The organism is Pseudomonas sp. QE6 (genome assembly GCF_041379005.1).
GTDB lineage: Bacteria > Pseudomonadota > Gammaproteobacteria > Pseudomonadales > Pseudomonadaceae > Pseudomonas.
Window position 1 is genome coordinate 5317428 of the sequence record NZ_CP166873.1, and the last position, 24044, is coordinate 5341471.

Below are 24044 nucleotides of genomic sequence, written 5' to 3' on the forward strand. Positions count from 1 at the left end.
GCCGTCACCTTAGTCGACGTCCTTGTATTCTTCGTTGCCAATTTTCTTCTCCAGTTTCAGCTCTCGAAACGTACCTCGGCGACTCAGTGTCCAAATGCGGATTCTGCGTGTGCCAATGATGGGGAAAAACAGACGATCGCCTTCAAATGTGTCTCCGGACACGGCCTGCTGCCAGTCTCGCCGGTCGATACTACTGGGTGTCGGGTCGAGTTCAGGGTGTGTGTGCCACAGCCCGAGGTAGGCGGACGTGTGCCCCTTATCTAGCCAACGCTGGTGCGCGATGTACTCGTGAGTTGACGATCGAAAGAAACTGAACCTGCTGCGCCGATCGCTGCCTTGGGGCGTGGACACCTCGTCGACAACCACATCACGTGAGTCCAGTAGGTGGCGACCTAGTAGGACGCCTCCGGCCTCGCAGTGCCACCAGCGGTGCTGTGCGAACGCTTGCATCTGCCGCAATGCGTGTTCGACGATGATGAGCCGCTGAGTCGGCGTGACACGATAAACCAACCTCATGTCGACTCCACAGATACACGGCAGTGGCGGCACGCGCGACCGAACACTTGCCGCGTTGCATCTTCGGGGAGAGTTGTTCGTGCTGCCATGAACCAAGGCGTTGTGCGTAGACCATGCTGGTTAGCCGCCCGACCTTCTCCTACCCAGAACCGATAGGAAGGGGCCCGTTCCTGGCTGCCAGCGGCCACCGTAGTCATCGCTGAAATGACATGTTCAGCCGCCAGCAACCCCGTGCGCCTGGCCTGGATGGGGCCGAACGGGACGAATGCGCCGGCACAGCCTGTGAGACTCCGGGTGACGGGCTGGTCTGGTTCCAGAAAGGACGTGCGCGACGCCAAGCATCGTTGGCCCTCATCGTCGCGATAGGCGCAGTCGAGACACCCTTCACCCTTAGTCCACATCAGCACCGAGTGCCCACCCAGGTCTAGGGCTTCCAGCCAAGTAAAGACAATAGGTAAGTCAAACTGCTTGTCCTTGAGGACGCGCGAGAACGAGCGCTCAATGGACGGCGCTCCGAAGGCAATCACGACACCGTCATATTTGCTGATATCAGCAGTTTTGAGCCACTCTTGGGCTGTAGCGCAAACCGGAGTGATGTTTAGGCCGGGGTAACGTCGCTCCAGCGCTAGTCGGAGCCCAGTCGGCTTGCCAATGTCGACGTACAGGGGCTCTAGAATGTGCCGAAAGACGTTGTCTTCCGAATACTCATCGTGGTCTACCACCGTGATCTTGCCCACTCCTGCTGCTGCCAGAGTATCGACTACGACACCGCCGATAGCCCCCGCCCCCAGCACGACCACATGTTTCTCGATTAGGTCTAGAGACGCGCCGCCACGCTCGCGCATATAGCGAGGAGTATGGCGGCGCATGGTCAACGGGGTGACCGGCCACTTCTTGTCAACTACCCCGCGGTGCGCACCAAAGGCAACGCCAACCAGCGAGCGACCTCCGGCTTGGCGAGGCACCGACACCAGCAGGGCCAGCTGTTTGGGTGAGTTCTTGGACGGACCAAACAACTCGCTCCATAGCTTCAGTTGGTCGGGCGACAAGCTCTGATGAACATCCTCGATGAACGTGGTCGTCAGCACATCCGGTCGCGCAGGCGGCAATGCCAGCGCGTCGATGTGAACGTACAAGGCTCTCTGCCCCGCGAGCTTGTTGCTGTGGACTTCCCAGGGAAGCTCAGCGTCTCGCTCCACGAAGTACCACTTCGGCTTGCCATGCTTCGAATTCACGAACCCCTTGACCATACGCGAGTTGCCGTCGACCTCGAAGTAGGCGCGAGAGCGCAGTGAGTTCGGCAGGTTCAGCCAGTACCCCTCGAGCTCGTTGAAGAACTCCATGTGGCCCGTGGCTGCATCCGCGGCAGAGTTTTCGAGCAGGTCATAAGCTTTGAGGACTGTGTACGCAACGATATCGGCGTGACGGCTAGGGTCGAGTGAGAGTCCCTGGCCGTCGTCGATGCACACCATGCCGTTATAGCTGACGTGGGCCAGCGGCTCCTCCGGGGGCCGAGTCCAAACCATAGGCAGGCGCAACCTCTCCTCGTTGCAATCGACGAATACAGGCCAAGTGCGCGAATTGCCTGTGAGTTCAACCCCCAGACAATTCGGTGTAGGGCCGTCTAGGCGAACAACCGCAATGCCACGCAAGCCACAAACAGTCATGACAGCCTCGAACGCGGCATCGACCTTCGTGGGGGCAGTCGCCTCGACGGCGGAATCCGTCATGCGGAGTTGCCGGTGCTGATTACTGCGGCCGAAACCGTCCTGGCCGTGTCGGATTTCTCGGGTACCTTGAAGTCGTCGCCGAACTGCTTTTTCAATAGTTTGCAGGCGTCTTCTGGCAGATCCTCGGCGTAAGCCTTTTGCAGGGCATCGCGCAGCGCTTCGAGTTTCTCCTTGAAATTCTTCATCTGAGTGGCGGTTCGCATGGCCATCAGGTCGGAATATGGCTCAACTGGCAAGAGGACCTTCAGGCGCTGATGCGGGCCATCGTCGTGGATAAATTCGAAGGTGAATTGGCCGAGAATCGCATTGACCCAATCCAGCATCGCCAGCAAGTCGACCGGCTTTCCGGACGTGCCAAAGTTTGGCTTAAACCAGTAAAGTGCAGCCACGGTGAGGGCGATACTAAGCGGTGCGCCAGTGCCTTGGAGCTGAACATGCCGCCAGCGTTTAAGGTAGCGGATGCAGCGGCGGTACTGGGCCAACTTGTTGGGGTCCTCGAACGCACCGCAGACAAGTTTGGTCAGCTCCTTCGGGTCGGACACCTCCCAAAAGCGGTGTTCTTCGGCAGAATTCTCTTTGCCCTTGGCTAAATAGAGCTTGCCGTCATCGCCCTTGGTGTAGATGGCCAAGTCGACGTGGTATGCAATTTCGCCACCGCTCAAGTAGTTCACAGTCACACACGGCCGGCGGATGGCCACGGTGCGGAAGTTTGAGTTCACCGCATCGCGCACTTTCTTCTTCAGTGTCACAGGGTCTGGGTACTTATCCGTTGTGCAGTCGAAGATAAGGCCAACGTCAATATCGAAGTTGCCATCCAGCGGCACCACACCGGTGTGCATGGAGTAACTGCCTTGATTGAAGTTAGCAAATGCAGGCACATCGTTCCCAAGCTTCTCACATAGCGCCTTAACGATGGTATTCCGCTTCTCGCGAAGGGTTGCCTTCTCATCGTTCTCGTCGAAACAGATGGCGCTGTGAAAATCTTCGAACTGTTTTTGCACTGACGGCATGTGCTCTCCTGAATCGGTGATTTGTGGCTTCCTTGGACAATAGCGTCTCGTATGGTGTGGTCGTGCTGGAAGCGCAAAAAACCGGTGCGCTGCCCGGGGGAAAGGGAGCGGACACGGCTGCGGGAAATACTGGCGGAAGGTGATCCCACCAATGGCGCTAGCTCCTAACTGAAGCAAAGTCCGCTAGCTGAACGCCTACGACACTGACATCGAGCTCACTGACGACCTCAAATGCCCAAGAACGAGTCCACTCGATTCTGCGCGAGCAGCTTGCGCATTTTGGCCATGTCTGACGGCAACGGATTTTCTGACGCCGCGCAATCGGTAGAAGCCATCCTTGACGATGCACAATAAGCAATGCGGCGCATGGAAGATCTCCGCAACGATGCCTTCCCTGAGCGTTACCGGCGGTGGATCACCCTATACTGGGAGGCCCATTTCTTTACCAAATCTCTTCAGACCGATTTCCAAGCGGTACAGCAGTTCTTCAGTTTCGCGGGCCGAGATGACAAGGGGCGGAGCGAGGAGTGCCGAGTTATTGAGCGGCGCGATGCCGGCCGGGTAAACAATAAGACCCGCGTCGAAGCAGTGCTGCGTGAAGCGCATGTTCGGTTGCCGAGCCGCATCAATCGGCTCCTTCGTAGCAGTGTCCTTGACGAACTCAAAGCCCCAAAGAAGGCCGCGACCGCGTACGTCGGCCATCCAAGGATAACTATCCGAAAGCTCCTTCAACCCAGATTCAAGCTGGACTGACCGTGCTGCAACATTGTCAAGGATCGCTCGCTCCTTCATGTATCGGATCACAGCCAAGCAAGTCGCGGCACTCAGCGGATTGGCGCTGAAAGTGTGTCCGAACAGCTTAACCCTCTCACCTAACACGTCCACAATGCCGTCGCGAATTATCACTCCACCCATTGGCGTGTAGCCGGAGCTCATGCCCTTCCCGGTTGCGATGATGTCAGGAACAATCCCATCGTGCTCGCACCCGAACCACTTGCCTGTACGCCCCATACCTGTGATCACTTCGTCAGCGATGAGCAAGATACTGTGCCGATCGCAAATTTCACGTAGCTTTCTGAGGTATCCAATCGGTGGCGTCAATGCGCCCCCAGCTGCGCCTACAACGGGCTCTACGATCACGGCTGCAATTGTGTCCGCACCCTGCTCCTGAATGACCCTCTCCCAGACCGAGGCACCAAACGAGCCATCATCTGGTACCTCGAAGCGATAGGCGTATGGCGGTGGCGCAACGGCAAATTGATGGAGCAGATTGGAGTAGTCCCCGCGGCGTGCAGCGTGCCCTGACATTGATAACGAGCCCATCGTCATGCCGTGATAGCTTATGGCTCGGCCCAGAATTTTTGTCTTCGTAGGTTCGCCCCGCTCCCGCCAGTACTGAATGGCAGTTCGCATGGAGAGCTCAGTGGCTTCGGATCCGCTATTAACGAAGAAGACCTTGTTCAAATCGCCAGGCGCCAGCGCGACTATTTCCGCCGCCAACTCTTCTGCGGCGGCGCTTGTAAAATGTGTCCGATAGGTGAAACAAACTTGCTTCGCCTGGCGATTCATGGCTGCCAGAACTTCCGGCACACCATGGCCGATCGAGACCGTCATTGCCCCGCCTGATCCATCTATGTAGCCTTTGCCGAATTCGTCATAGATGAAAACTCCGCGAGCGTGGTGAACGACCGGAAGTGGATAATTAGAGGAGGAGATCAGTGCTGTCATAGTTTATTGAGTACGCATTAAAATTGAACGACCATACCGCAGATCAGCAAACGATATACTGAGTCTGTTTACCATTAGCGACCCATCGCGCTATGGAAAACCGGCACAAGCTGATCGGCGCTCCAATCCAGATTGACACCTACCGCAACCGCCTGCCCCTTACTTGATCAGCTCTGTGGCTAATCGATAAGTAGGCACGATCGGAAACCGAATTCATTTGGTCCTTCCCTGCTCCGGTTCGTGCATAGGGGAAGTCCCCACAACGTGAATAGCCAATCGCGTTATGCACTAAGCGGCTTTAAAAGCGATCAATGATCGCAACCCCTCGCTCTTGGAAGCTATCCATCCTCGGCAAAACAGCCGCTGCTTCTTCCAGAGTAATGGTCCGCCCAATCAATTTTTCCGGCTTCAACTTACCGGCCTCGATCATGGCCAGCATGTCACCGTATTTGTGTGGCTGCAGGCCATAGCTTCCCAGGAGCTGGAGCTCTTTGAGCACGACGCGCCCCATGGGAATGGCCGGCAACGCCTGATCGCCGGCCAGCAGACCGATCTGAAGATGCTTCCCTCTCTTCGCAAGACTTTCAATAGAGTTTCTGCAAGTCACAACGCTACCCAGCGCATCGACCGACACATGTGCGCCGCCGCCGGTCAAGTCAGCAATTGCACTTGGTACATTGTCGACCTGCCTGGCGTTGATTGTCCGGGCGGCGCCGAGCGCTCGAGCCAACTCCAGCTTGTCATCCGCAATGTCGATCGCAATTGTGTTGGCGCCCAACGCCTCAGCAATCATGATCGCCGATAGGCCAACCCCGCCGCAGCCGTGCACGGCGACCCACTGGCCAGGCTCGATCCGTGCTTGGAAGGCCATGGCGCGGAAGGAAGTGGCGAAGCGGCAGCCCAGCCCAGCGGCTGTTGTGAAGGCGACGGCCTCCGGCAACGCCACCAGATTACGATCTGCCATATCGATAGCAACATATTGCGCAAACGAGCCCCAGTGTTTAAAGCCAGGCTGGAACTGGTGATCGCACATTTGCTCGTTACCCGACGAGCACTCCCCGCATGATCCGCAAACGCCCATGAAGGGCATGGTGACGCGATCACCCACTTTCCACTTCGTTACGCCCCGTCCAACGGCCGCGACAACTCCCGCGAACTCATGGCCGGGAACATGCGGAAGCACGATGTCAGTGTCGTGTCCAACCCAACCGTGCCAATCGCTTCGGCAGACGCCGCTCGCCTTGACCTCAATGACAGCGCCGAATTCATAAACTTCCGGATCCGGCACGGTTTGAACGGTAATGTTGCCCTTGAATGACTCATAGACGGCGGCGCGCATTGTTCTTATTCCTGAAGCATGTGGATGAGGTTGAGCCTTGTGTTGCTTTGGCGATTGGGGCGCGTTATCTGCACGACAGCAAAAGCGTCAGTCAGCTTTTGATTCCTGATAGCGACGCACTGCATCTCCGAATGCCTCGAGCAGCTTCTGCGAGGAGCCGTCAGTTTCTGCCCAATATTCGGGGTGCCACTGGACGCCCAAGGCAAAGCCACGTGCCCCTCTGACTGAAACGGCCTCAATCGTGCCATCTTCGGCTCTAGCCTCGACGATAAGGCCGGGAGCCAGGCGCTCAATTGCCTGACGGTGCAGCGAATTGACCATCGCTTTATTGGCGCCTAGCACTCCTGCGATGCAGCTGCCCTCCTCGATGGAGATCGAGTGGCGAATGGCGAATCGCTCGTCGCGAGAACCTTCCGGCGGTCTATGGTCGAAAATGCCCAAATTTTCGTGAATGTCTCTACCGAGCGTCCCGCCTAGCGCGACGTTCAGTTCTTGTATGCCCCGGCAAATTGCAAGCAGCGGCATCCCGCGCTCGATGGCAGCGCGGATAAGAGGGATGCTGGTTGCATCGCGTGCCCGATCAAACGGTCCGTCAATCTCTTCTGCCGCTTCGCCATAGAGCGACGGATGAACATTTGTTGCCGACCCGCTCACGATGAGCCCGTCGACTCTATCGAGCAGTGCATCGGCATCATTGCCCTCTGCGAGCGCAGGAACGATGAGGGTCATGAGGTTGGCGACATTGGTCACTGCGCGAACATATTGAGTTTGCGCGCAGTGCCAAGCCGTATTCTCCAACTCACGAATGCAGGCGGGCATGGCAACAACTGGCCTTGGCATTTGTGGGGCGCTCCCATTTGTCGTTTGTATTTTTCTGCATTCTGTTGGTCAGACCTAGCTTGTGAGGTAGGTTGATCGAACCCTAACCAACGTTTCCATTTAAATCCCTATTTTCCAAAAAGGCAACACGGTTTCCAAAAAGAAATCACAATTGGACTGGAAGGCGACCGCACCCAGGAAGGCATGAAGGTCGGAGTCTCCGTCACTAGCGGAAACAACATGAATCGGCCTTCGGTGGCGGTGGGTATGAGCCTCCTCTGCGCCCTGTGCATATTCGCATCTGCGAAACATTCGCAGACCGCTCACCGGACCTCACGCGATGGCCCGTACCTAACCCGGTGGCGAGGTGTCTCTTCATGGCATCTCACGCATCCCCTTCATCAAGCGCCAGCTTTGCTGATGCCTGATCTAAGCCTCCCAGATCATCAGCCCCCCCTGATGCAGCGGTTTAAGCGCCCCACCAAGGAAATTCGTCTAGATCAGCGAACGATCTGTTCACTCCCTTCCACTACAAAGAGATGGCGCATTTCGGGGTTCGCGCCCCCCTAAGCGACGGCCTTACGCACCAGAAACGCCCATGGAACTGAAGCGCCCTCTATCACAAGGAGACGCAGAGACTGCGTTGCTACTGGTCCTGCATCTCAGCTGCTTGCAGGCATCGACTGCGATTCCTGATCGAAGCCACCCAAGGAAATCTCAAGGAACCCACCCGTGTTGACACGAGACAAATCGTACCATATAAATACACATGTTTCCTTTTTGGATACATAGAGCCCAAAGAGACAGCACGCACTACTTCAGGTGCATAAGTTCAAAACAACAAGCAAGCGGGAGTTCACATGATCAAATATGACTTCACTGGTCGCGTAGCCGTCATCACCGGTGCCGGCGGCGGCATGGGCCTGGCGCTTTCCCTGAAAATGCTCGAAGCCGGTGCGTCCGTGCTAGCGATCGACGTGAAGGGAAAGCCGGCAGAGCTGGAAGCAAGCGACAAGGTCATCTACGCACAGGGGGACCTGACTGACGTGCGCTTCGTAAACGAAGCGGTGGGTGCCGCCTTCACCAAGTTTGGTCGTATCGACTACCTGGCCAACATTGCCGGTGTACTCTGGTTCGGTAAGGACGTGTCGTTGCTCGACATCGACCTTGACGTTTGGGATCAGGTCATGGATATCGACCTGAAATCCCTGGTCCACACCATTCGCGCAGCAGTCCCCTACATGCGGAAATCGGGTGGCGGCTCGATGGTGCACTTCTCCACCGTCCAGTGCCTGCGTGGTGACACCGCGCCGCAGGACGCCTATGCGGCATCGAAAGCTGGCATCCCCGCGATCTCAAAGTCGATCGCGATGCAGCTCGCCGCTGAAGGTATCCGCTCCAACACCATTTATCCCGGTATCACCCAAACCCCCATGCAGGCACGCTGGGATACCGCGGACAAGGTCAAGAATGCCGGTAACTACGTTCCAATTGGGCGTGTAGGCGCTGCTGACGACATGGCAAATGCCGCCATGTTCCTGCTCTCCGACGCAGCCTCCTACATCACCGGTACCGACCTTATCGTCGACGGTGGTCTGATGCTCAAATACTGAGCAATCAAAAACCCCGGCGCCTCCTGCCGGGGTTTTCCCTTCAAAAAATTAAGACCCACCGCCCTACTATTGCAGCGAGAGATCGTTAATCCTCGAAAAGAAACACATTGACACTCTAGGTCACCCGCTGCACGAGGCGCCGCAGTGAACCGCCTGACAAGAGCGCCGAAATCAAATCAGGCATTTTTGCAGCCTAGGAGACACTAGCTCTTACTGCGGGCGAATGCCCCCCGAGGCTCACCGGTAGAGCCAAAAAGGCAAAAATCGTCAAAAAAAGACAACGACGTGTTCAAAATAGACACACTGTGCTATAAGGCCATACGTAAGGTACCAATACCTTTCGCTTAACACATCAAAAGGAAACACCTCAACGTGTCTATTGAGAATGAAATCAGAAATCAGCGCACTTTGAAGGGGATCAGCCTCAGGTCGCTGGCCCGCGAGCTTGGCGTTTCGGCTTCACAGCTGTCCAAGGTTGAAACCGGAAAAGCCAAGCTCACAGTTTCGGTCGCCCTCAAGATCGCAGATATCCTGCAGGTACCCGCATCTAAATTTCTTTCCACAGGCAAACCCCAAGCGACGGGGCGCCGAACCATTACGAGGAAGCACTCCGGCGCCGCTCAGAACACGCCAGGCATGCACCTTGAGAGCCTGTGTTCAGACTTCAAAGAAGATCATAATTTGTACTGGAACGTGACAGTCACAGCATCGAACATCGACGAAGTCGGAGGGTTGAGGCAGCATCCAGGACAAGAGTTCATCTTTGTAGTTTCGGGTAAGCTACAGCTGCTCAGCGCATATTACGACCCTGTGACGCTCGGTGCAGGCGACAGTATTTTGTTCGATTCAGAGCAGCCACATGCCTACGTAGCAGTAGACGGCCCAGTGAACATTCTCATGGTTAACACAGTTATATAGCGACCACAGGGTGTTCCGTCCATTTGAGCTGAGTACCAGCATTTCCTCCTCACGCCTCGTGTGTCCAAAGGCGCTGCTTTCTGCTCACGCAATTCTCTCAAGTCCTGCACCTACAAATTGTCGCCGATCGCCAAACGGACCAGGAAGCTCTAAAAGCGCTAGATGGTCTATCCCGGAATTATTGGACAGATAGTAGAGGGCGATTACTCGAAGATCGCCGCTTGACCTCCATCGGACGGATACAGCCTAGCGTCGAGTGACGCCGTGGGGAATCGCCCCTAGTTTCGTAGACACCTCCAAGCCTCATAATGAGGACCCTTAGGAGGTGCCATGAGCAACCAGCGTTAGCCCGAAGAATTCAAAATCGAAGCGGTCAAGCAAGTGACCGAGCGCTGCCTTTCCGTAGCCGAGGGCGGGAAGGCCAGGCATGTCGGCGCATAGCCTGAAGCCTGGATCAAGTGCTATAGCAAGCCCCAGGAACAACGGCAGCAAGAAGACGATCAGCAAGCCGAACTGCGTCGTCTGCGCGTTGAACTCAAGCGGGTGACCGAAGAGCGAGACATCCTAAAAAAGGCCGCCGCGTACTTCGCCACAGAGTCCGGCTGAAGTACGCCTTCATCAGCAAGCTGTCGGTGGAGTACCCGGTTCGACGTCTCTGCCAGCCCCTCAAGGTGCATCCCAGCGGTTACTACGCCTGGCTGGCCGAGCCGAAATCCGTACGCGCTAAGGAAGATCAGCGCCTGCTCGGATTGTTCAAACATACCTGGTTGTAAAACGGTGGGGTCTCTACTGGTCTGTCCCGGGCAGAGTGGACACTGACTTAAGGTGGATAATGTCCACCGCAAGGAGTGTTCATGACCCAGACCAGACGACGTTTTCCCGAATCCTTCAAACGCGAGGCGGTAGACCAGGTGCTTGCCGGTACGCCGCTTCGTCATGTAGCCGAGATGCTCGGCATCGCTGAAAGCCTGTTGGGCAAATGGAAGCGCCAATACGAGCAGCAAGGAGACGATGCCTTTCCGGGCAACGGCAAGCAGCGGGGCGAGAGCTCGGAGCTGCGTCGTCTACGCCAGCAACTGGCTCAGGTCACCATGGAGCGCGATGTTTTAAAAAAGGCGCTCGCCATCTTCTCGCAGCCCACGAAGTGAAGTTCCGCGCCATCGAGGCGTTGGCCGGTCGCTATCCCGTAGCGCCGATGTGCCGGCTGCTGCGAGTATCCCGCAGCGGCTTCTATGCCTGGCAGCAGCGACCACCTTCGGCGAGAGAGATGGCGAATCGGCGTCTGAGCAAGGAGATCCGCACCATCCACCACGAGGTGAACGGGATCTATGGCCATCGCCGCATCAAGGCCGAGTTGACGGCCATGGGGCATGCGTGTGGTCGGCACCGGGTCGCTCGCCTGATGCGCGAAGCCGGACTGCGCGTTCGCTCGCGCAAGCGCTGGCGGCTGGTTTCCAGCAGTCGTCATGCTCTGCCGATTGCCCCGAATCATCTGGATCGCCAGTTCGCCTCGGATCGCGCCAACCGGCATTGGGTCTCGGACATGACCTACGTGCGGACAGCCCAAGGCTGGTTGTACTTGGCCGTCGTGCTCGATCTCTATTCACGCGCCGTCGTCGGTTGGGCGATGCACCACCGCATGCAGCAGGCCCTGGTACACGCCGCACTGGAGATGGCCGTGGCACGCCGACAGCCGCAGGAAGAGGTACTGCTGCACTCGGATCGTGGCAGCCAATACTGCGCGTACGACTACCAAGCCTTGCTGCGGCGACATCGCATCGTGCCCAGCCATTCACGTCCGGGGAACTGCTGGGACAACGCCGCGATGGAGAGCTTCTTTCGTTCGCTGAAGGCCGAACGGGTATACCTGACGCGCTATGCCAGCTACCAGGAGGCGAAAGCCGACCTGTTCGACTACATCCGCTTTTACAATCACCGCCGTCGCCACTCGACGTTGGGCTATCTCAGTCCGATGGAGTTTGAGCGGCGAAATACGAGCAGTAGCTCTTAACTACCTGTCCACCGGTTCCGGGACAGACCACCCCATGAAGCCCGCGCCACTCATAATAGCGATGGCGAATACCATGCCTGGCACCTGGTTGATCTTCAATAGCTCCGTCGGCCTACAACGAAGGGGCTGATAGAACTGCTGAATGGGTCTCCACGCCAACTGTCAGTGATAGCGATGTCAATGAACCCGAGCTCACTCAACACAGAGGTGACTACTCCCACATTCGCCACGCGGAGCTCATGACGCTCTTCAAACTGCTCACCCGTGGAAATACACTCAAATTTATAGTCAGCGATCATCGTTTCAGGCCCCTCTGACCAGAAGCAGTAGCTCAATACGATATCGTCTGCCCCGCCGGGACCTGGTTCTCTATCGATATTGAGCGTCTGCTTCTGCGTGGGAGCGTTTGGGGCATGGGCGACTTGCAGGATCAAACCGCCACCCGGGCGTAATAGTCCATGGCAGCGGCGAAGAACGTCGCGCAATTCGGCAACGTCTTGGCTGTAGTTGAGCGACCAAGAAAGTGATGCGACACAATCAAATAACTGATTGAGTTCGAGTTCCTGCATGGGGATAAGCCGTGCCCGTTCATTGCCGACGCGCGCTTGTGCAAGCTCCAGCATCCTAGGCGCCGAATCAATGCCGACAGGCTCCAAGCCAGCCGCTAAAGCCTTTTCCAGCAATATACCAGTCCCACAGCCAAGGTCGAGAATCCGGCCTTGCCCCCCTAGACTTCGAGCCCACTCAATTACGAAGCTGTGGTCATGCGCATAGTGGTGCGGCGGGGTATGCATATCGTATCGATCACCGAACTCACCGTAGAGCTTGTAGATTCGATCGTCACTCATAGGCTCTCCTCTGTGAGCACCGGCATACTGGTGAAGGCACGCGCAACCGAAGCGCCTAGGATCGCATAGGGTCCATTAACTGCCAGATCGCATAATTTAATGGAGCTAAATCGCTCGTCATTGAGCGGGAAGAGCGTCTCGATTAGGCGTGCCTGTCTACGTTTACTGCGCTCATTGGGAGGGACTAAATGCTGCAGTGCCTGACAAAGCTCAGATACGGTCCCTACGTTTAGCCAATCGGCGTAGCTACGACCTGCAAATTCGAACAACCAAGCATGCTGACGCAATCCCCCCCCATCACACATAGGGCAACGGATCATCTGCTGCGAGGCCAGCACGTCTTTGCTCCATGCTTGCGAGCCGCGCGATAGATTGTCACGCACGTACGCAAACAACCCGTCCCAACGTAACCAGCTTGCGACTTCTTTCGGGTTGCTAGCTGGCGTTCGTAGAAATGCGCCGTGTCCAGAGTTTCCCCAGAAACCATGCAGCAGAATGTTGCGCTCAAAGTCAGTGAGTTGCCCAATGGGGCGGTCGGGCAACCATATATTCTCTTTCGTTATGCGTTTAAAGAAAGGCACGAGCACGTTGCGGTGAACACCCTTGAGGATGTTCAAGGCGTCCGGTTGCAGGAAACGGCTTTGCTCTACCGTCCATTGTCCAATGTTGATCAACAAGCTTTGGTCATAGCTGATCACCTGTCCGCGCCCCATGCAGCACGGGCATTGTCCTCGCACGGTGCTCCGATCAAAGTCGTAGGCAGATGCTGCTCGAGGACCAACCAGGTAACGCTCTAGATCTATCGCACGCTCAGTGTAAACCGCCAGCACTTCCTCCCCCACGACGAGCTCAACATAGCCGCCGCCGAGCAGGCGCGCCTGATCAAATAGACGAGTCCGTGCGCTGCGATCGTTCGCGCTGCCGGCGATAGGGCCTGCGCAGGCGCGGGTGCGAGATAGATCCGCATGTTCTATCCATCTCAGCCCCTGTTTTTGTAGCTGCTTTCGTTGCTCATTGATAACGCTAGATGGAATTCGAGAGCCCCATACGTAAAGCGCTTGAGTCAGTGGGAATATGCTCAACTCGGCGTCTGGAGCAGCCTCCCAGGCATCAAGCATGGCAGCGAAATCGGAGCCGCTTGCAGGCACGCACTCGAGCATAAGCAGTGCTAGCTCATGATCGAGTCCTCCGTACTCAAGCAAGCGCTGGTTACCCATGGCTCGCGCGTTAATGACTACTGCAGGCTGCCCCCCATCTTGCTCGAACTCCTTCTCCAACGGAGGCACATCGTGCCCAAGCAGTCCTCTCAACCAGCGAAGCGCACTGGTGACCTCATCGAGGCTGGGGACCTCGCTGGATTCAGCACACACCGACTGGCTTGCTAGCTCAACTGGTTTTGATGCGGCTCGGAGCATGCGACCGCTCGGGGTATCTAACTGACGTATGTACTGCGGGGGGCCTTCAGCAATTAATTGACCGCCCAGTGGGCCGCTGCCTGGGCCAAACTCAATGACCCAATCGGTCGCTGCTACTAGCTCAAGATTGTGCTCGACAAGTAGGACGGTGTGGCCGCTGTGAACCATGTGATCAAGCATCTTGAGCAGGCGCGCGACGTCATCCCGATGCAAACCAGCCGCGGGCTCATCAAGAATGAACAGCAGCCGCTCCGATGAGCGTTCACTCAGCTCTCTGGCAATCCGCAATCGCTGCAATTCCCCACCGCTGAGGGTGTCCAGCCGACGGCCTAGCGAAAGGTGCCCGACCCCCAACTCATCTATGGTTTGTAAAAGCGATAGCTTGTTGTTGAACGCTGGAAATGGTGTGGAGCAAAGGCTGGTGATCGAGCGATCAAGTATCTGAGCGATGTCAGATCCTTCGTCCAGAACAGTCAACACTGTGGAACTGAAGCGACTTCCTGCACAGCTTGAGCAAACGCTCCAGTGACCTGCCTCTTCTACTTCCCCAATCCCTAGGCACTGATCGCAGCGCCCTTGTCCTGCGTTAAGCCCAAAGTCGCTAGCCTCGATCCCAGAGAGGATGGCTGTCGACAGCTTGGCAAAATGGTTTCGCAGCTGTTCGGCGAGGCCCAGGAATGTGGAGACAGTACTTCGCCTATTCGGTGTCGGCGTTCGCTGCCCCAATGCCACGAACCCATTCAGGATTTTGGCACCCGATAGCGATGCCCAGCGCCCGTTACGAACATCCACTTCTAGGGTGTCATGTGAGGTTTCGAAAGCAGCTGCAAGTGCCGGCACTAGCGCTCCAAGCACGAAACTCGATTTCCCGGACCCAGAAACGCCCACCACACTCACCAGGTGCCCCAACGGAATAGCAACGTCGACACCCGACAGGTTGTGGATCTGAACGTCGTTGAGTTGAAGCCTTGGGGACTGTTCTTGGACGATGACTGGCACCCGCGTCAGCGCAGCACTATCTTGCCACCAAGACTCCGGGACCTTTCCCGAGTAAATGGCACGTCCACCATTGGGGCCTGCGCCAGGTCCGATCTCTACGAAAAAGCCAGCGGCTGTTGCTAACCGCCGTCGGTGATCATTGATGATGAGGCTGTGGATTCCACGTAGCTCCGCCAGCGTCCTGGACAAGCGCTCGACGTCTTCGTCATGTAAGCCACGCGCCGGCTCGTCTAGCAACAGGCAAAGGCCTGAATGATGGCCATCCAATGCTGCGGCCAAACGCAGCCGACGTGACTCTCCTTCGCTGATCTCAAGCATCCCACGAGCACCAGTTAGGTGGCCGAGGCCTGCCCCAACGAAACTCTTCACTAACCGCCGAAGCTGCTTGAGATATGGCGCGGCTTCCGCAGGAAGAGCCTTGGAGAATTCAGCCCCTGGAGCACAGAGCAAAATCAGCTCATCGAATGACAGAGCCAGAAGTTGATCGATCGAGTATCCACCAAGGTGTAAAGCTCGTGCCTGATCGGACCAACGGCTACCACGGCAGTTCGGGCACGGGCCGTTGCTAACAAGATTGGCTAGTCGCTCAGATGTCGCACCACGCTTGTTCACTCGCTCAATGATGGCGGACCGGAAGCCATTGAAATGACGCGGTGCACTAGTTTTTCGCCCACTCGCAAGATCGCGATCAACGATCAGCTGCTCGCCAGCCCCCTCAATGATCAGGTTGTGCGCATGCTCATCGAGCTTCGACCATGGGAGGTCAGGGTTAAAGCCATTGAGGCCTCGAAGCCCTTCGATCGTTTCATGCTGAATGTTGACGTACTTGTAGTTCTTTTCCGTCCAGAGCGAGAGAGCACCCTGGTGCAGAGATAGGTCGGGGCGAGTTACTAGAGCCTCTATGTTCAAGACCGTAGTTTCGCCAAGCCCACGACATACAGAGCATGCACCACTGGCTTCATGCTCTGGAGCATTGAACGACAAGAGATGCTCGCTCGCGGACCGATAGAGATTGGGGTCCTCTGGTGTCACCCAATGGTACCGGGAGTCCAGCACTACTACCTGGGAGGACTCGATCAATACCCGCCCACGACCAGCGTCGAAGGCGAGCGACATCAACTGTTGGAGTTGCGCTGCAGCACCAACTTTGCGGAGGTCCACGCTTCCGACTTCGGTCTCGACGATATGCCGTGTCCGCTCGGCAAGTGGTTTGAACTGATTCAGCTTGAGGATACGACCTTTCTCCCAAACCTTGAGGGAGTCGGTCTCGCTGCGCACGACAACGCTGGAGAAGCCCAAGCTACGAAGGCGATCCGCCATTATTAAGCCGTTCCCGGGCTCAAAGGACATCGGGATTGCCCACACGGTAAGCACGCCATGCTGATGCTGGAGTAGCCAGGAGGCATAACTATCGACACTAGGGGGGAGGACGGGGAAACCGCCACACTCAGAAACAGGGCTCGACCACTTTATGAACATGCGTCGGAGCAGGGGAAGGAGGTTACTCGACGTACCAACCGTCGTTCGTGAAGAACCCCGGAAGGCCCGTTGACCAATATGGAGGGTGGGCGGCATTCGGCCCACGAAGGCGTCGCTGTCGGGCGGAGAAAGATGGTCCTGGCTGATTCCCAAGAAGGACTTCAGACGCATCCCCCCCTCACGCGCGAGGGTATCTAGGAGTAGGGACGTCTTTCCCGATCCGGAGACACCAACGACCATCGACACTTCGCCGATCGGGAAGCTGATGTCGAGATCTCGCAGATTGTTGGCATTGGCACCTACTACGTCGATTGTCTCGGGTTTGATTCGGGCCATAAGGGCTCATGAAGTAAGTGAAGCACGTGTATCTGCCTGGCCTGGAAGTGCCGAGGAAACTCCAGATACTGAACTGTGCATTCCCCGCGGTAGTGAAGCGCGCGGGTATTCGATACCAACAACGCATCTCCCATCCCAAGCTCGATTGGCTGAGAAACTATCAGTGCTGCCTTATGTATTGCATTGAGCTGCTCCTCGAGGGGCTCGCTGAATCGAGCCCCTCTGCGTTGCGCGGCTCTTAAGGTTTCGGGATGAAAACGGATAGCCGACTCGCTCGCCATAACTCCCGACCAAGATCCTTGCGCACGATCATCGACCATATCGACGGTATCGGAGAGAAGGAGTCTGAGAGTTTCTTCGGCGCCCTGCTGACGGAGCTCCGCAAGCAAATCACAAAGCCTGGCAACACGCAGAACGCCATAGCCCTGAGTCGGGTCAGGCACACGACAATGGATCAAGGTAACGCGCGGAGGTTCTTGGGCAGTGTTCAGATCCGTGTGGAAGTGTCCGTCGCGCAGGCTTTGAGACAGCTCGGTGGTCCAGGGGGACATCTTAAAGTGCTTAACGATCTTGCATCCGCGATATGGCTTGAACTCAGAATCCAATGACAGAGCAAGAAGCAGTGCTGCGCGCTCGTCATTCAAAGCAGGGCAGCTACGCACAACAGCATGATCAAAGGCACTCCAGACGCGCGAAAGCTCGTCCAGAAATGCCCGCCATTGGAAGGATGAAAGCCCTTCGGCGAGGGCACGTCGCTGCGTAGTGTCAAGCGCACGTGCTTCGAGTGATTCGAGTGTGTTTCGTTCGGCAATCCCCAGCAGAGCCTCGCTCACGCTGGGCGGCAACATCAATTCAGGGCCCGTCATACACGGCACTCGAAACGGAAAAGCAACTTATGGCGGAATTGATGCTCTAGCAGCGCTTCGACGGATGGGTAGGAAAATGACTCCGAGGCAGTGGGATCGTGGTACGCCCAACCGGTGTCTCTCAGAGGACGAACCGACGGAGCCAGTCCTGCACGCGCTCCCGCAGCCATTATTTCAAGAGGAGAGTGATCGTAGACACGGTGCCCAAGCTCTTCCAGTTCGTGCCTCCAGGTGGCCCAGAGAGGATTTTCCGTGTGACACCCGAGAGCGAGGTACGCGAAGCCGCCAGGCGTGAGGCAGCGTCGGATACCAGTCATTAGCTGCGATAAATCACTGATGTATTGCAGGACCTCATGCCCCACAACAAGGTCGACTTCCGCATTTGGAATACTTGACCAGCCCTCTGCACCAAACAACAGGGTTTGCGATGTAAACCTGGACATGCGCTGTCCAGCCACTCGCCGGGCACTCACGAGTGGCTCCAAGCCTATGAGCTTCGCGGGTCTGAAACGCTCATGCAGTAACTCGAGAAGGCCGCCTCGGTGGCAGCCAATATCGAGCACTACACCACCGGGCAAGAGGGAGCGATCAGCCTGGACATGGCCGGCGAGCGCACGCCAGAAATGGATGTTGCGCTCTTCCAGACGGGAGTCTTCCTCATAGTCGAAGAAGTGGGTGCGGATGACCTCCGACACTCAAGGGCACCGCTGTGGGCGACAGCTCCGAGCCTCGGTATCACCAGCGGTAGGGTCCACACCAAAATGCAGTACGAAAAGGTTTAGAGATTCCTCGAAGGCAGCTTCAAGGTTTGCCCGGTCTTCCTTCCCACGCATACCAAAGTAAGGGTAATGATGAAGGTACTGACCGAACAAGGACTGGCAGTCAGCAAAATAGGCATGCGTATCGAGGATGTGAGCATGCCAAAAGTCGTCTACGGGGCCCGACGGGCAGATCTTCTTACCCGGATAGCGCACGTTGAGCGCCAGAAACTTGCGATACAGGCCTTCCACCTCTTCGCAATATTCCTGAGTCCAGCCTCGCTCCTCCATCAGCTTGCGTCCCAGCATGGAGAACTCAAGCTGAGTCACCTTGTCCATTGCCGCTTGCATTTCCTCATCCAACTGGAGCAGTTGGTGTGACTCCTCGTATGTGAGGGGGCGGCAGATAGCTTTCTGTTCCATAGATATCCCTGCTTAGCGTTTGAGCGTGGAGCCCGAGCTTATAGTATTAAAGAGCCATCTAGGAAGCGCTTTGGGGCAGCCCAATGCCGAGCGTCCTTGGCTCGATCCAGGGTCGAATTCCAGCAACGACCACATCGAGCTATGGCCGCGCAGCAGTCGCTGGTACAACTGATGCTGCATTCGCCAGACCAACCGCCGGATGGTGATCGAGCGCCTCCGCTCATTTCAACCACCTCTTTCTCCCCCCTCGTCATGGCGGAGACCAACACCTTCTCCTTGAATCGCACCTGGATTCGTAGACGCATCTAATTGTCCGCTCTTGGCCGTTCTCTGCCGGCCGCCTCCTCGGCGTGTACTGGTCAGGTCGGATGCAAACGGTGGTCAGCACGAATGCAATTGACTGGTCGGCGGCAATGCAATTGGGTGGTCAAGTGCGATGCAATTACGCAATCGGCGTCAGCTTGGGTATGAGCATGCGCAGTCGCGACCACACTGCCGTTCTAAACGGTCCACTGCCGCATTTGCGTCTACAAAGAAACCAGTCTTCCACCGTAGCGCAGACTGAGGCGTTTTGAGCAGCAACGTCGCGCAGACGAAATCCTCATTTCCTTTCGATCATGAATGGCTCTACCTAGCCACTCTCAAGTCTGCTTTAGAGCGATTTCATTCGAATTTTTGCACGATTAAGCGAGTAGGCCAGCAGTCACGCCATCACTGCCGCTTTCGCATGCGGCGAACCCACAATGCAGCGAGTGGCTACAGAATCGCTCAATCCCCAACCTACTGAGCACCCTCACTTTGCGCCGAAAGTGCGAATCGCTGCGACGCAAAGCCCTCGGAAACCAGGTCCCCTACTGATCCAATGAGCGAAAGTCAGGCAGACATTTGCTGGGAGAGAGGGATTCAGGACAGCAGGGAGATTTTGACAACATATCTACTATTTATTGCTAATTAGCAAAACCTGGAATTCATCGACACACAACTTCTTGCGCAAACGACGCGAACGGTTGGTGGCCATCTGACAATCTCCGGCGGACGAGGCGACGATTCGACCTCATCGTGATCATTCCAACTGTCCGGCGCGATCCGGACAGGCCATCCACAACTTTAACAGCTCCACCGCTCTCGCCCATGACAACTGGCATGTGTTGCCCAGCGCAACACGCAGCGGCTTGCGGCATAATGTCCGCAGCTCCGGGGGAACAAGGAGCGCTTATTCGTATTGTTGCGTTTCATCTTTTCATTTTTTCATGTCAATGCCCGACCACTGGGATGTCACCTTTCCTATGTTCAAATCGCTGCGTGTTATCGCCCTCGCCACATTGCTACCCTTCGCCCTGCCGGCCCTGGCCCAGATCAACACCACCCTGCCCGACCGCGTCGAAAAGGCCCTGAAGGCCAGCAAACTGACCAACGACGCGCTGTCGCTGGTGATGATTCCCCTCGAAGGCCCCGGCAACGCCACCTATTTCAATGCCGACGTATCGGTGAACCCGGCGTCGACCATGAAGCTGTTCACCACCTACGCCGCCCTGGAGATGCTCGGCCCTACCTACCAGTGGCAGACCGAGTTCTACACCGACGGCCAGCTCAAGGACGGCGTGCTCAACGGCAACCTTTACCTCAAGGGCGGCGGCGATCCCAAGCTGAACATGGAGAAGCTCTGGCTGCTCATGCGTGACCTGCGCGCCAATGGTGTCAGCAAGGTCACCGGCGACCTGGTGCTGGACCGCAGCTACTTCAACATCCCGCAACTGCCGGTGTTCAACGACGACGGCGGCGACGACAACAAGCCGTTCCTGGTCGGCCCCGACTCGCTGCTGGTCAACCTCAAGAGCGTGCGTCTGGTCGTACGTTCCGACGGCGGCAAGGCCAGCGTGCTGATGGACCCGCCACTGGCCAACGTGCGCATCGACAACCAGGTCCAGGTGAGCAAGGCAGCGCCCTGCCCGGCCTGGCCGAAGCTGCGTTTCAATCCCGTCACCCAGTTCGATGGCACCTCGCTGGTAGCAACCGGCCAGATTCCCCTGGGCTGCAGCGCGCAGACCTACATGTCGCTGCTCGATCACCCGGGCTACACCGCCGGCGCGGTGCGCGGCATCTGGCAGGAGCTGGGCGGCACCATCATGGGCAAGGACCGCGAAGGCAACGTGCCCAAGAGCGCCAAACTGGTCGCCCGCGCCGATTCGCCGGATGTGGTGGAAGTCATCCGCGACATCAACAAGTACAGCAACAACACCATGGCGCGCCAACTGTTCCTCTCCCTGGGCGCGCGTTTCCGTAACGGTGCCGACGCCGATGACGCCCAGGCCGCGCAGCGGGTGATTCGCCAGTGGCTGGCGCGCAAGGGCATCACCGCCACTCACCTGGTGATGGAGAACGGCTCCGGCCTGTCGCGTGACGAGCGCGTCAGCGCCCGCGAGATGGCCGCGATGCTGCAAGCCGCCTGGCACAGCCCGTACGCCGCCGAATACATCTCCTCGCTGCCGATCGTGGCGAAGGACGGCACCATGCGCAAACGCCTGCGCGGTACCCCGATGGCCGGCGAGGCGCACGTCAAGACCGGCACCCTGAATACCGTGCGCGCCCTGGCCGGCTTCAGCCGCGACGCCAACGGACGCTCCTGGGTGGTGGTAGCGATCCTCAACAGCAACCGGCCGTGGGGCGCGTCGTCCATCCTCGACCAGGTCCTGCTGGACCTCTACAGCACCACCAAGCGCGCCGGCGACTGATGGCCGTGGGCCCCGGCACCCGCCGGGGCCTTCAGTCGTCAGCGCGCTCCAGGCGATCCCGCCCCTGCCGTTTGGCCCGATACACCGCCCGGTCCACCTTGCACATCAGGTCATCGGCCGTTTCGCCGATACGCCAGCCGGCCACCCCGAAGCTCGCGGTCACCACGCCAACCCCCTCCATGGGCTGGCTACGTAGCGCCTGCCACAGCGCTTCGGCCAGTTGCATGGCCTGCTCCAGCGAGCTGCCCGGACACAGCACCACCAGTTCCTCTCCACCCAGACGGCAGAACACGTCCGTCTTGCGCAAGCGCAGGGCAACTCGCTGGCACAGCGTGACCAGGACAACGTCGCCAGCCTCATGGCCGAAGCGGTCATTGATGCTCTTGAAGTGATCGACGTCGAACATCACCAGCGACAGCGGCTCGCCGCTGCGCGAGCAGCGCGCCATGCTCAGTTCCAGTTGCTCCTTGAAGTACCGCCGGTTGTGCACACCGGTCAGCGCATCGGTCACCGAGAGCCGCCGCAACTCCAGCTCCGCTTCCTTGCGCCGGGTAATGTCCGTGGCGATGCCCAGGTAGCCGGTCATCACACCCGACGAATCCCGTACGCCGGTGATGATCAGGTTGATCTTCAATTTCTGGCCGTCGCGACGAATGCAAGTCCACTCATGCTCCTCGTGTCCTTCACCGACCAGCGCGCCGACCACTTCGAACCCTCGGATCTCGCGCCCCAGTACAGTAGACAGCTCATGTGCCCGGCGGCGGATCTCCTCCTTGACGAAGATACTCTCCGGCACCGGCCGGCCCAGCACTTCGCGCGCGCTGTAGCCGAACAGGCGCTCGGCACCGACGTTGAAGCTGCGGACGAACCCTCGCAGGTCGGTGGATACGATGGCCACCTGGGTTGCCGCATCGAGCAGCCCGTGCAGGCGACTGTTGACCTCCCCCAGCTCCAGCTCCACCGCCTTGCGCGAGCTGATGTCGGTCTGCGTACCGATCATGCGGCGCGCAGAGCCGTCACTCCTCCGTTCCACGACCTGACCCCGGTCCAGCACCCACAGCCAGCGCCCGCTCTTGCAGCGCAAGCGGTGCTCACTCTGGTACAGCGACGTCTCACCACGCAGGTGCCGCTGCAGCGCCTCGCAGCGCGCGGCCTGATCATCCGGATGAACCCGGCGCGTGCACTCGTCGGGGCTCGCGCCAACTTCTGCATCGCGGAATCCCAGCATGGCCTTCCAGGCGTGGGAGTAAAACACCTTGCCCAGGTCGATATTCCAGTCCCAGACGCCATGGCCGGCACTGTCCATGGCGAAATGCAGGCGTGCCTGGTTCTCCTGCAGCTCCAACTGATTCGCGCGCAGCTCGGCGGTACGCTCCTCCACCAGTTGCAGCGCCCTCTGGCGCTGCCCCAGGAGCGCCAGCACATAGCCCGCCAGCAGCAAGGAGGTCAGCAATCCGCCGAGCAGCACCCACAGCTGCGGATGCCCCTCATTGCGTTGCAGAAAGTCGCGGGAAGGTTCGATACGGACGAGATAATCCCGCCCGGCAAAGTCCAGGTGCCGCTCCATCACCAGCCCGGAATTCTGTGCGGCCCGCACCACGCTGCGATACATCGGCAAGTCCGCCCCCTGCTCGGCGCTATCGCGCAAACTAATCGCCAGTTGCGCCAGGCTATCCACATCCATGCCCTGCTCGATCAGCAGGCGGTAGCTGATCGCGGCCACCAGCATGCCCTGCAGACCACCCAGGCTCTCCTCCCCGGGACTGGTCATCACACTGCCCCGGTAGAAGGGAGCGGCCAGCAGGACGCCGGCCGCGTCCTCCGCCGGGGCGCCAGGCAGGATCACCGGCATCGAAGCGGTCAACTGTCTTCCGGTGAGCACCCGCTGCGTCAGTTCGCGCCCCGGCAGGGTGGAGCTCAGATCAAGTCCAAGCGGCAATTCCTGCAGATACTCGGATGCCCCGTAGAGCACGGGAAAGTAGCGTTCGCGGACCTGCGCGGGCACCGGATGGCTCTGCGAGTCGAGGTCATGGATCAGATAGTCGAGCAACCCGGACGCCTGGACCTGCTCTTCGAACGCCGCACGAGCGTTATGCTCGACCCTGGGTAGCCAGGCATACCCCAGGGCATCTCCCAGCAAGGGACTGACGAAATGCTCGAACTCCTGGCGCGATACCTCGTTGGAGTTCTCGAAGAAGCGCTGGATGGACTCCAGCTCGCTGCGCTGCAATACCAGCCGTTCGCGCACCCGATCGACCCGTTCGTTGGCCGCCAGGGCGAACTGTTGCTCCAGCGCCGTACGTGCGTTGCGCCAGACATTCCAACCCAGCAGTCCGGTCAGCAATAGCCCCGCAGCGAGTACCAGGCCGGCCGCACGCAACACCTTCTTTTGGCGAGCGATTCCCTGAGCGGCAGGCAACTGCCCAAAGGCCGGCAACTGAGTCATGGGGACTCCCGCGTCAGGACTGCGGAAAGGGTACTCAGTTCTTATAGCAGATGATGGC

16 protein-coding genes and 2 pseudogenes are annotated in these 24044 nt (G+C 58.0%); 5 read left to right on the forward strand and 13 right to left on the reverse strand.

The genetic code is table 11. The annotated features are described in order from the left end of the window. Positions 1-9 precede the first annotated feature (9 nt). The 6 genes from ACAW63_RS24300 to ACAW63_RS24325 form a co-directional block, all read right to left on the reverse strand. Positions 10-516 (reverse strand): Mov34/MPN/PAD-1 family protein, encoded by a 507-nt coding sequence (locus tag ACAW63_RS24300; RefSeq protein WP_371229708.1) that lies wholly within the window; start codon positions 514-516, stop codon positions 10-12. Next, entirely contained in the window at positions 513-2246 is a 1734-nt protein-coding gene (locus ACAW63_RS24305; RefSeq protein ID WP_371229710.1) for a ThiF family adenylyltransferase, read from the reverse strand. The genes ACAW63_RS24300 and ACAW63_RS24305 overlap by 4 nt, the downstream gene beginning before the upstream one ends. After that, a complete protein-coding gene (locus ACAW63_RS24310) occupies positions 2243-3256 on the reverse strand; it encodes a cyclic GMP-AMP synthase DncV-like nucleotidyltransferase (protein WP_371229713.1) in 1014 nt (337 codons plus the stop codon). The genes ACAW63_RS24305 and ACAW63_RS24310 overlap by 4 nt, the downstream gene beginning before the upstream one ends. Before the next feature lie 420 nt (positions 3257-3676). Next, complete coding sequence (locus ACAW63_RS24315; RefSeq protein ID WP_371229716.1) at positions 3677-4984, reverse strand: aspartate aminotransferase family protein; 1308 nt, start codon at positions 4982-4984, stop codon at positions 3677-3679. A 298-nt stretch (positions 4985-5282) separates the two neighbouring features. Continuing rightward, the gene (locus ACAW63_RS24320) at positions 5283-6323 is read right to left on the reverse strand and encodes a zinc-dependent alcohol dehydrogenase family protein (RefSeq protein ID WP_371229719.1); all 1041 of its coding nucleotides are present in this window, start codon (positions 6321-6323) and stop codon (positions 5283-5285) included. Between the two features lie 87 nt (positions 6324-6410). Continuing rightward, on the reverse strand, positions 6411-7142 hold the full coding sequence (locus ACAW63_RS24325; RefSeq protein WP_371229722.1) for a gamma-glutamyl-gamma-aminobutyrate hydrolase family protein: 732 nt from the start codon (positions 7140-7142) through the stop codon (positions 6411-6413). 860 nt (positions 7143-8002) lie between these two features. On the opposite strand from ACAW63_RS24325, the gene ACAW63_RS24330 reads away from it, so the two are divergent. The 4 genes and pseudogenes from ACAW63_RS24330 to ACAW63_RS24345 all read left to right on the forward strand — a co-directional run bounded on the left by ACAW63_RS24330 (position 8003) and on the right by ACAW63_RS24345 (position 11684). Further along, on the forward strand, positions 8003-8755 hold the full coding sequence (locus ACAW63_RS24330) for an SDR family NAD(P)-dependent oxidoreductase (RefSeq protein ID WP_371229725.1): 753 nt from the start codon (positions 8003-8005) through the stop codon (positions 8753-8755). A gap of 372 nt (positions 8756-9127) precedes the next feature. Then, positions 9128-9673: a helix-turn-helix domain-containing protein gene (locus tag ACAW63_RS24335; protein ID WP_371229728.1), complete on the forward strand. Its 546-nt coding sequence runs from the start codon at positions 9128-9130 to the stop codon at positions 9671-9673. 363 nt (positions 9674-10036) lie between these two features. After that, positions 10037-10443 (forward strand): annotated as a pseudogene (locus tag ACAW63_RS24340) (transposase); the annotation flags it as partial. A gap of 84 nt (positions 10444-10527) precedes the next feature. After that, a protein-coding gene (locus tag ACAW63_RS24345; RefSeq protein ID WP_371229731.1) for an IS3 family transposase occupies positions 10528-11684 on the forward strand; the annotation gives its coding sequence in 2 pieces (ribosomal slippage) (positions 10528-10788 and positions 10791-11684; 1155 coding nt in all). Between the two features lie 95 nt (positions 11685-11779). On the opposite strand, the gene ACAW63_RS24350 is transcribed toward ACAW63_RS24345, so the two are convergent. The 6 genes and pseudogenes from ACAW63_RS24350 to ACAW63_RS24375 all read right to left on the reverse strand — a co-directional run. Next, the gene (locus ACAW63_RS24350; protein ID WP_371229734.1) at positions 11780-12532 is read right to left on the reverse strand and encodes a trans-aconitate 2-methyltransferase; all 753 of its coding nucleotides are present in this window, start codon (positions 12530-12532) and stop codon (positions 11780-11782) included. After that, positions 12529-16266, reverse strand: coding sequence for a hypothetical protein (locus tag ACAW63_RS24355; protein ID WP_371229737.1), 3738 nt, complete (start codon positions 16264-16266; stop codon positions 12529-12531). Before ACAW63_RS24355 ends, ACAW63_RS24350 begins: the two co-directional genes overlap by 4 nt. Before the next feature lie 461 nt (positions 16267-16727). Continuing rightward, complete coding sequence (locus tag ACAW63_RS24360; RefSeq protein ID WP_371229740.1) at positions 16728-17627, reverse strand: hypothetical protein; 900 nt, start codon at positions 17625-17627, stop codon at positions 16728-16730. After that, positions 17624-18322 (reverse strand): class I SAM-dependent methyltransferase, encoded by a 699-nt coding sequence (locus ACAW63_RS24365; RefSeq protein WP_371229742.1) that lies wholly within the window; start codon positions 18320-18322, stop codon positions 17624-17626. Before ACAW63_RS24365 ends, ACAW63_RS24360 begins: the two co-directional genes overlap by 4 nt. Beyond that, positions 18323-18808, reverse strand: coding sequence for a hypothetical protein (locus ACAW63_RS24370; RefSeq protein WP_371229745.1), 486 nt, complete (start codon positions 18806-18808; stop codon positions 18323-18325). Between the two features lie 955 nt (positions 18809-19763). Beyond that, a pseudogene (locus ACAW63_RS24375) lies at positions 19764-19826 on the reverse strand (hypothetical protein); the annotation flags it as partial. A gap of 268 nt (positions 19827-20094) precedes the next feature. Here ACAW63_RS24375 and dacB point away from each other — a divergent pair. Next, the gene (dacB, locus tag ACAW63_RS24380; protein WP_371229748.1) at positions 20095-21540 is read left to right on the forward strand and encodes a D-alanyl-D-alanine carboxypeptidase/D-alanyl-D-alanine-endopeptidase; all 1446 of its coding nucleotides are present in this window, start codon (positions 20095-20097) and stop codon (positions 21538-21540) included. A gap of 31 nt (positions 21541-21571) precedes the next feature. Here the strand turns inward: dacB and ACAW63_RS24385 are convergent, their stop codons facing one another. Then, the gene (locus ACAW63_RS24385; protein WP_371229751.1) at positions 21572-23986 is read right to left on the reverse strand and encodes a diguanylate cyclase; all 2415 of its coding nucleotides are present in this window, start codon (positions 23984-23986) and stop codon (positions 21572-21574) included. Positions 23987-24044: the final 58 nt, after the last annotated feature.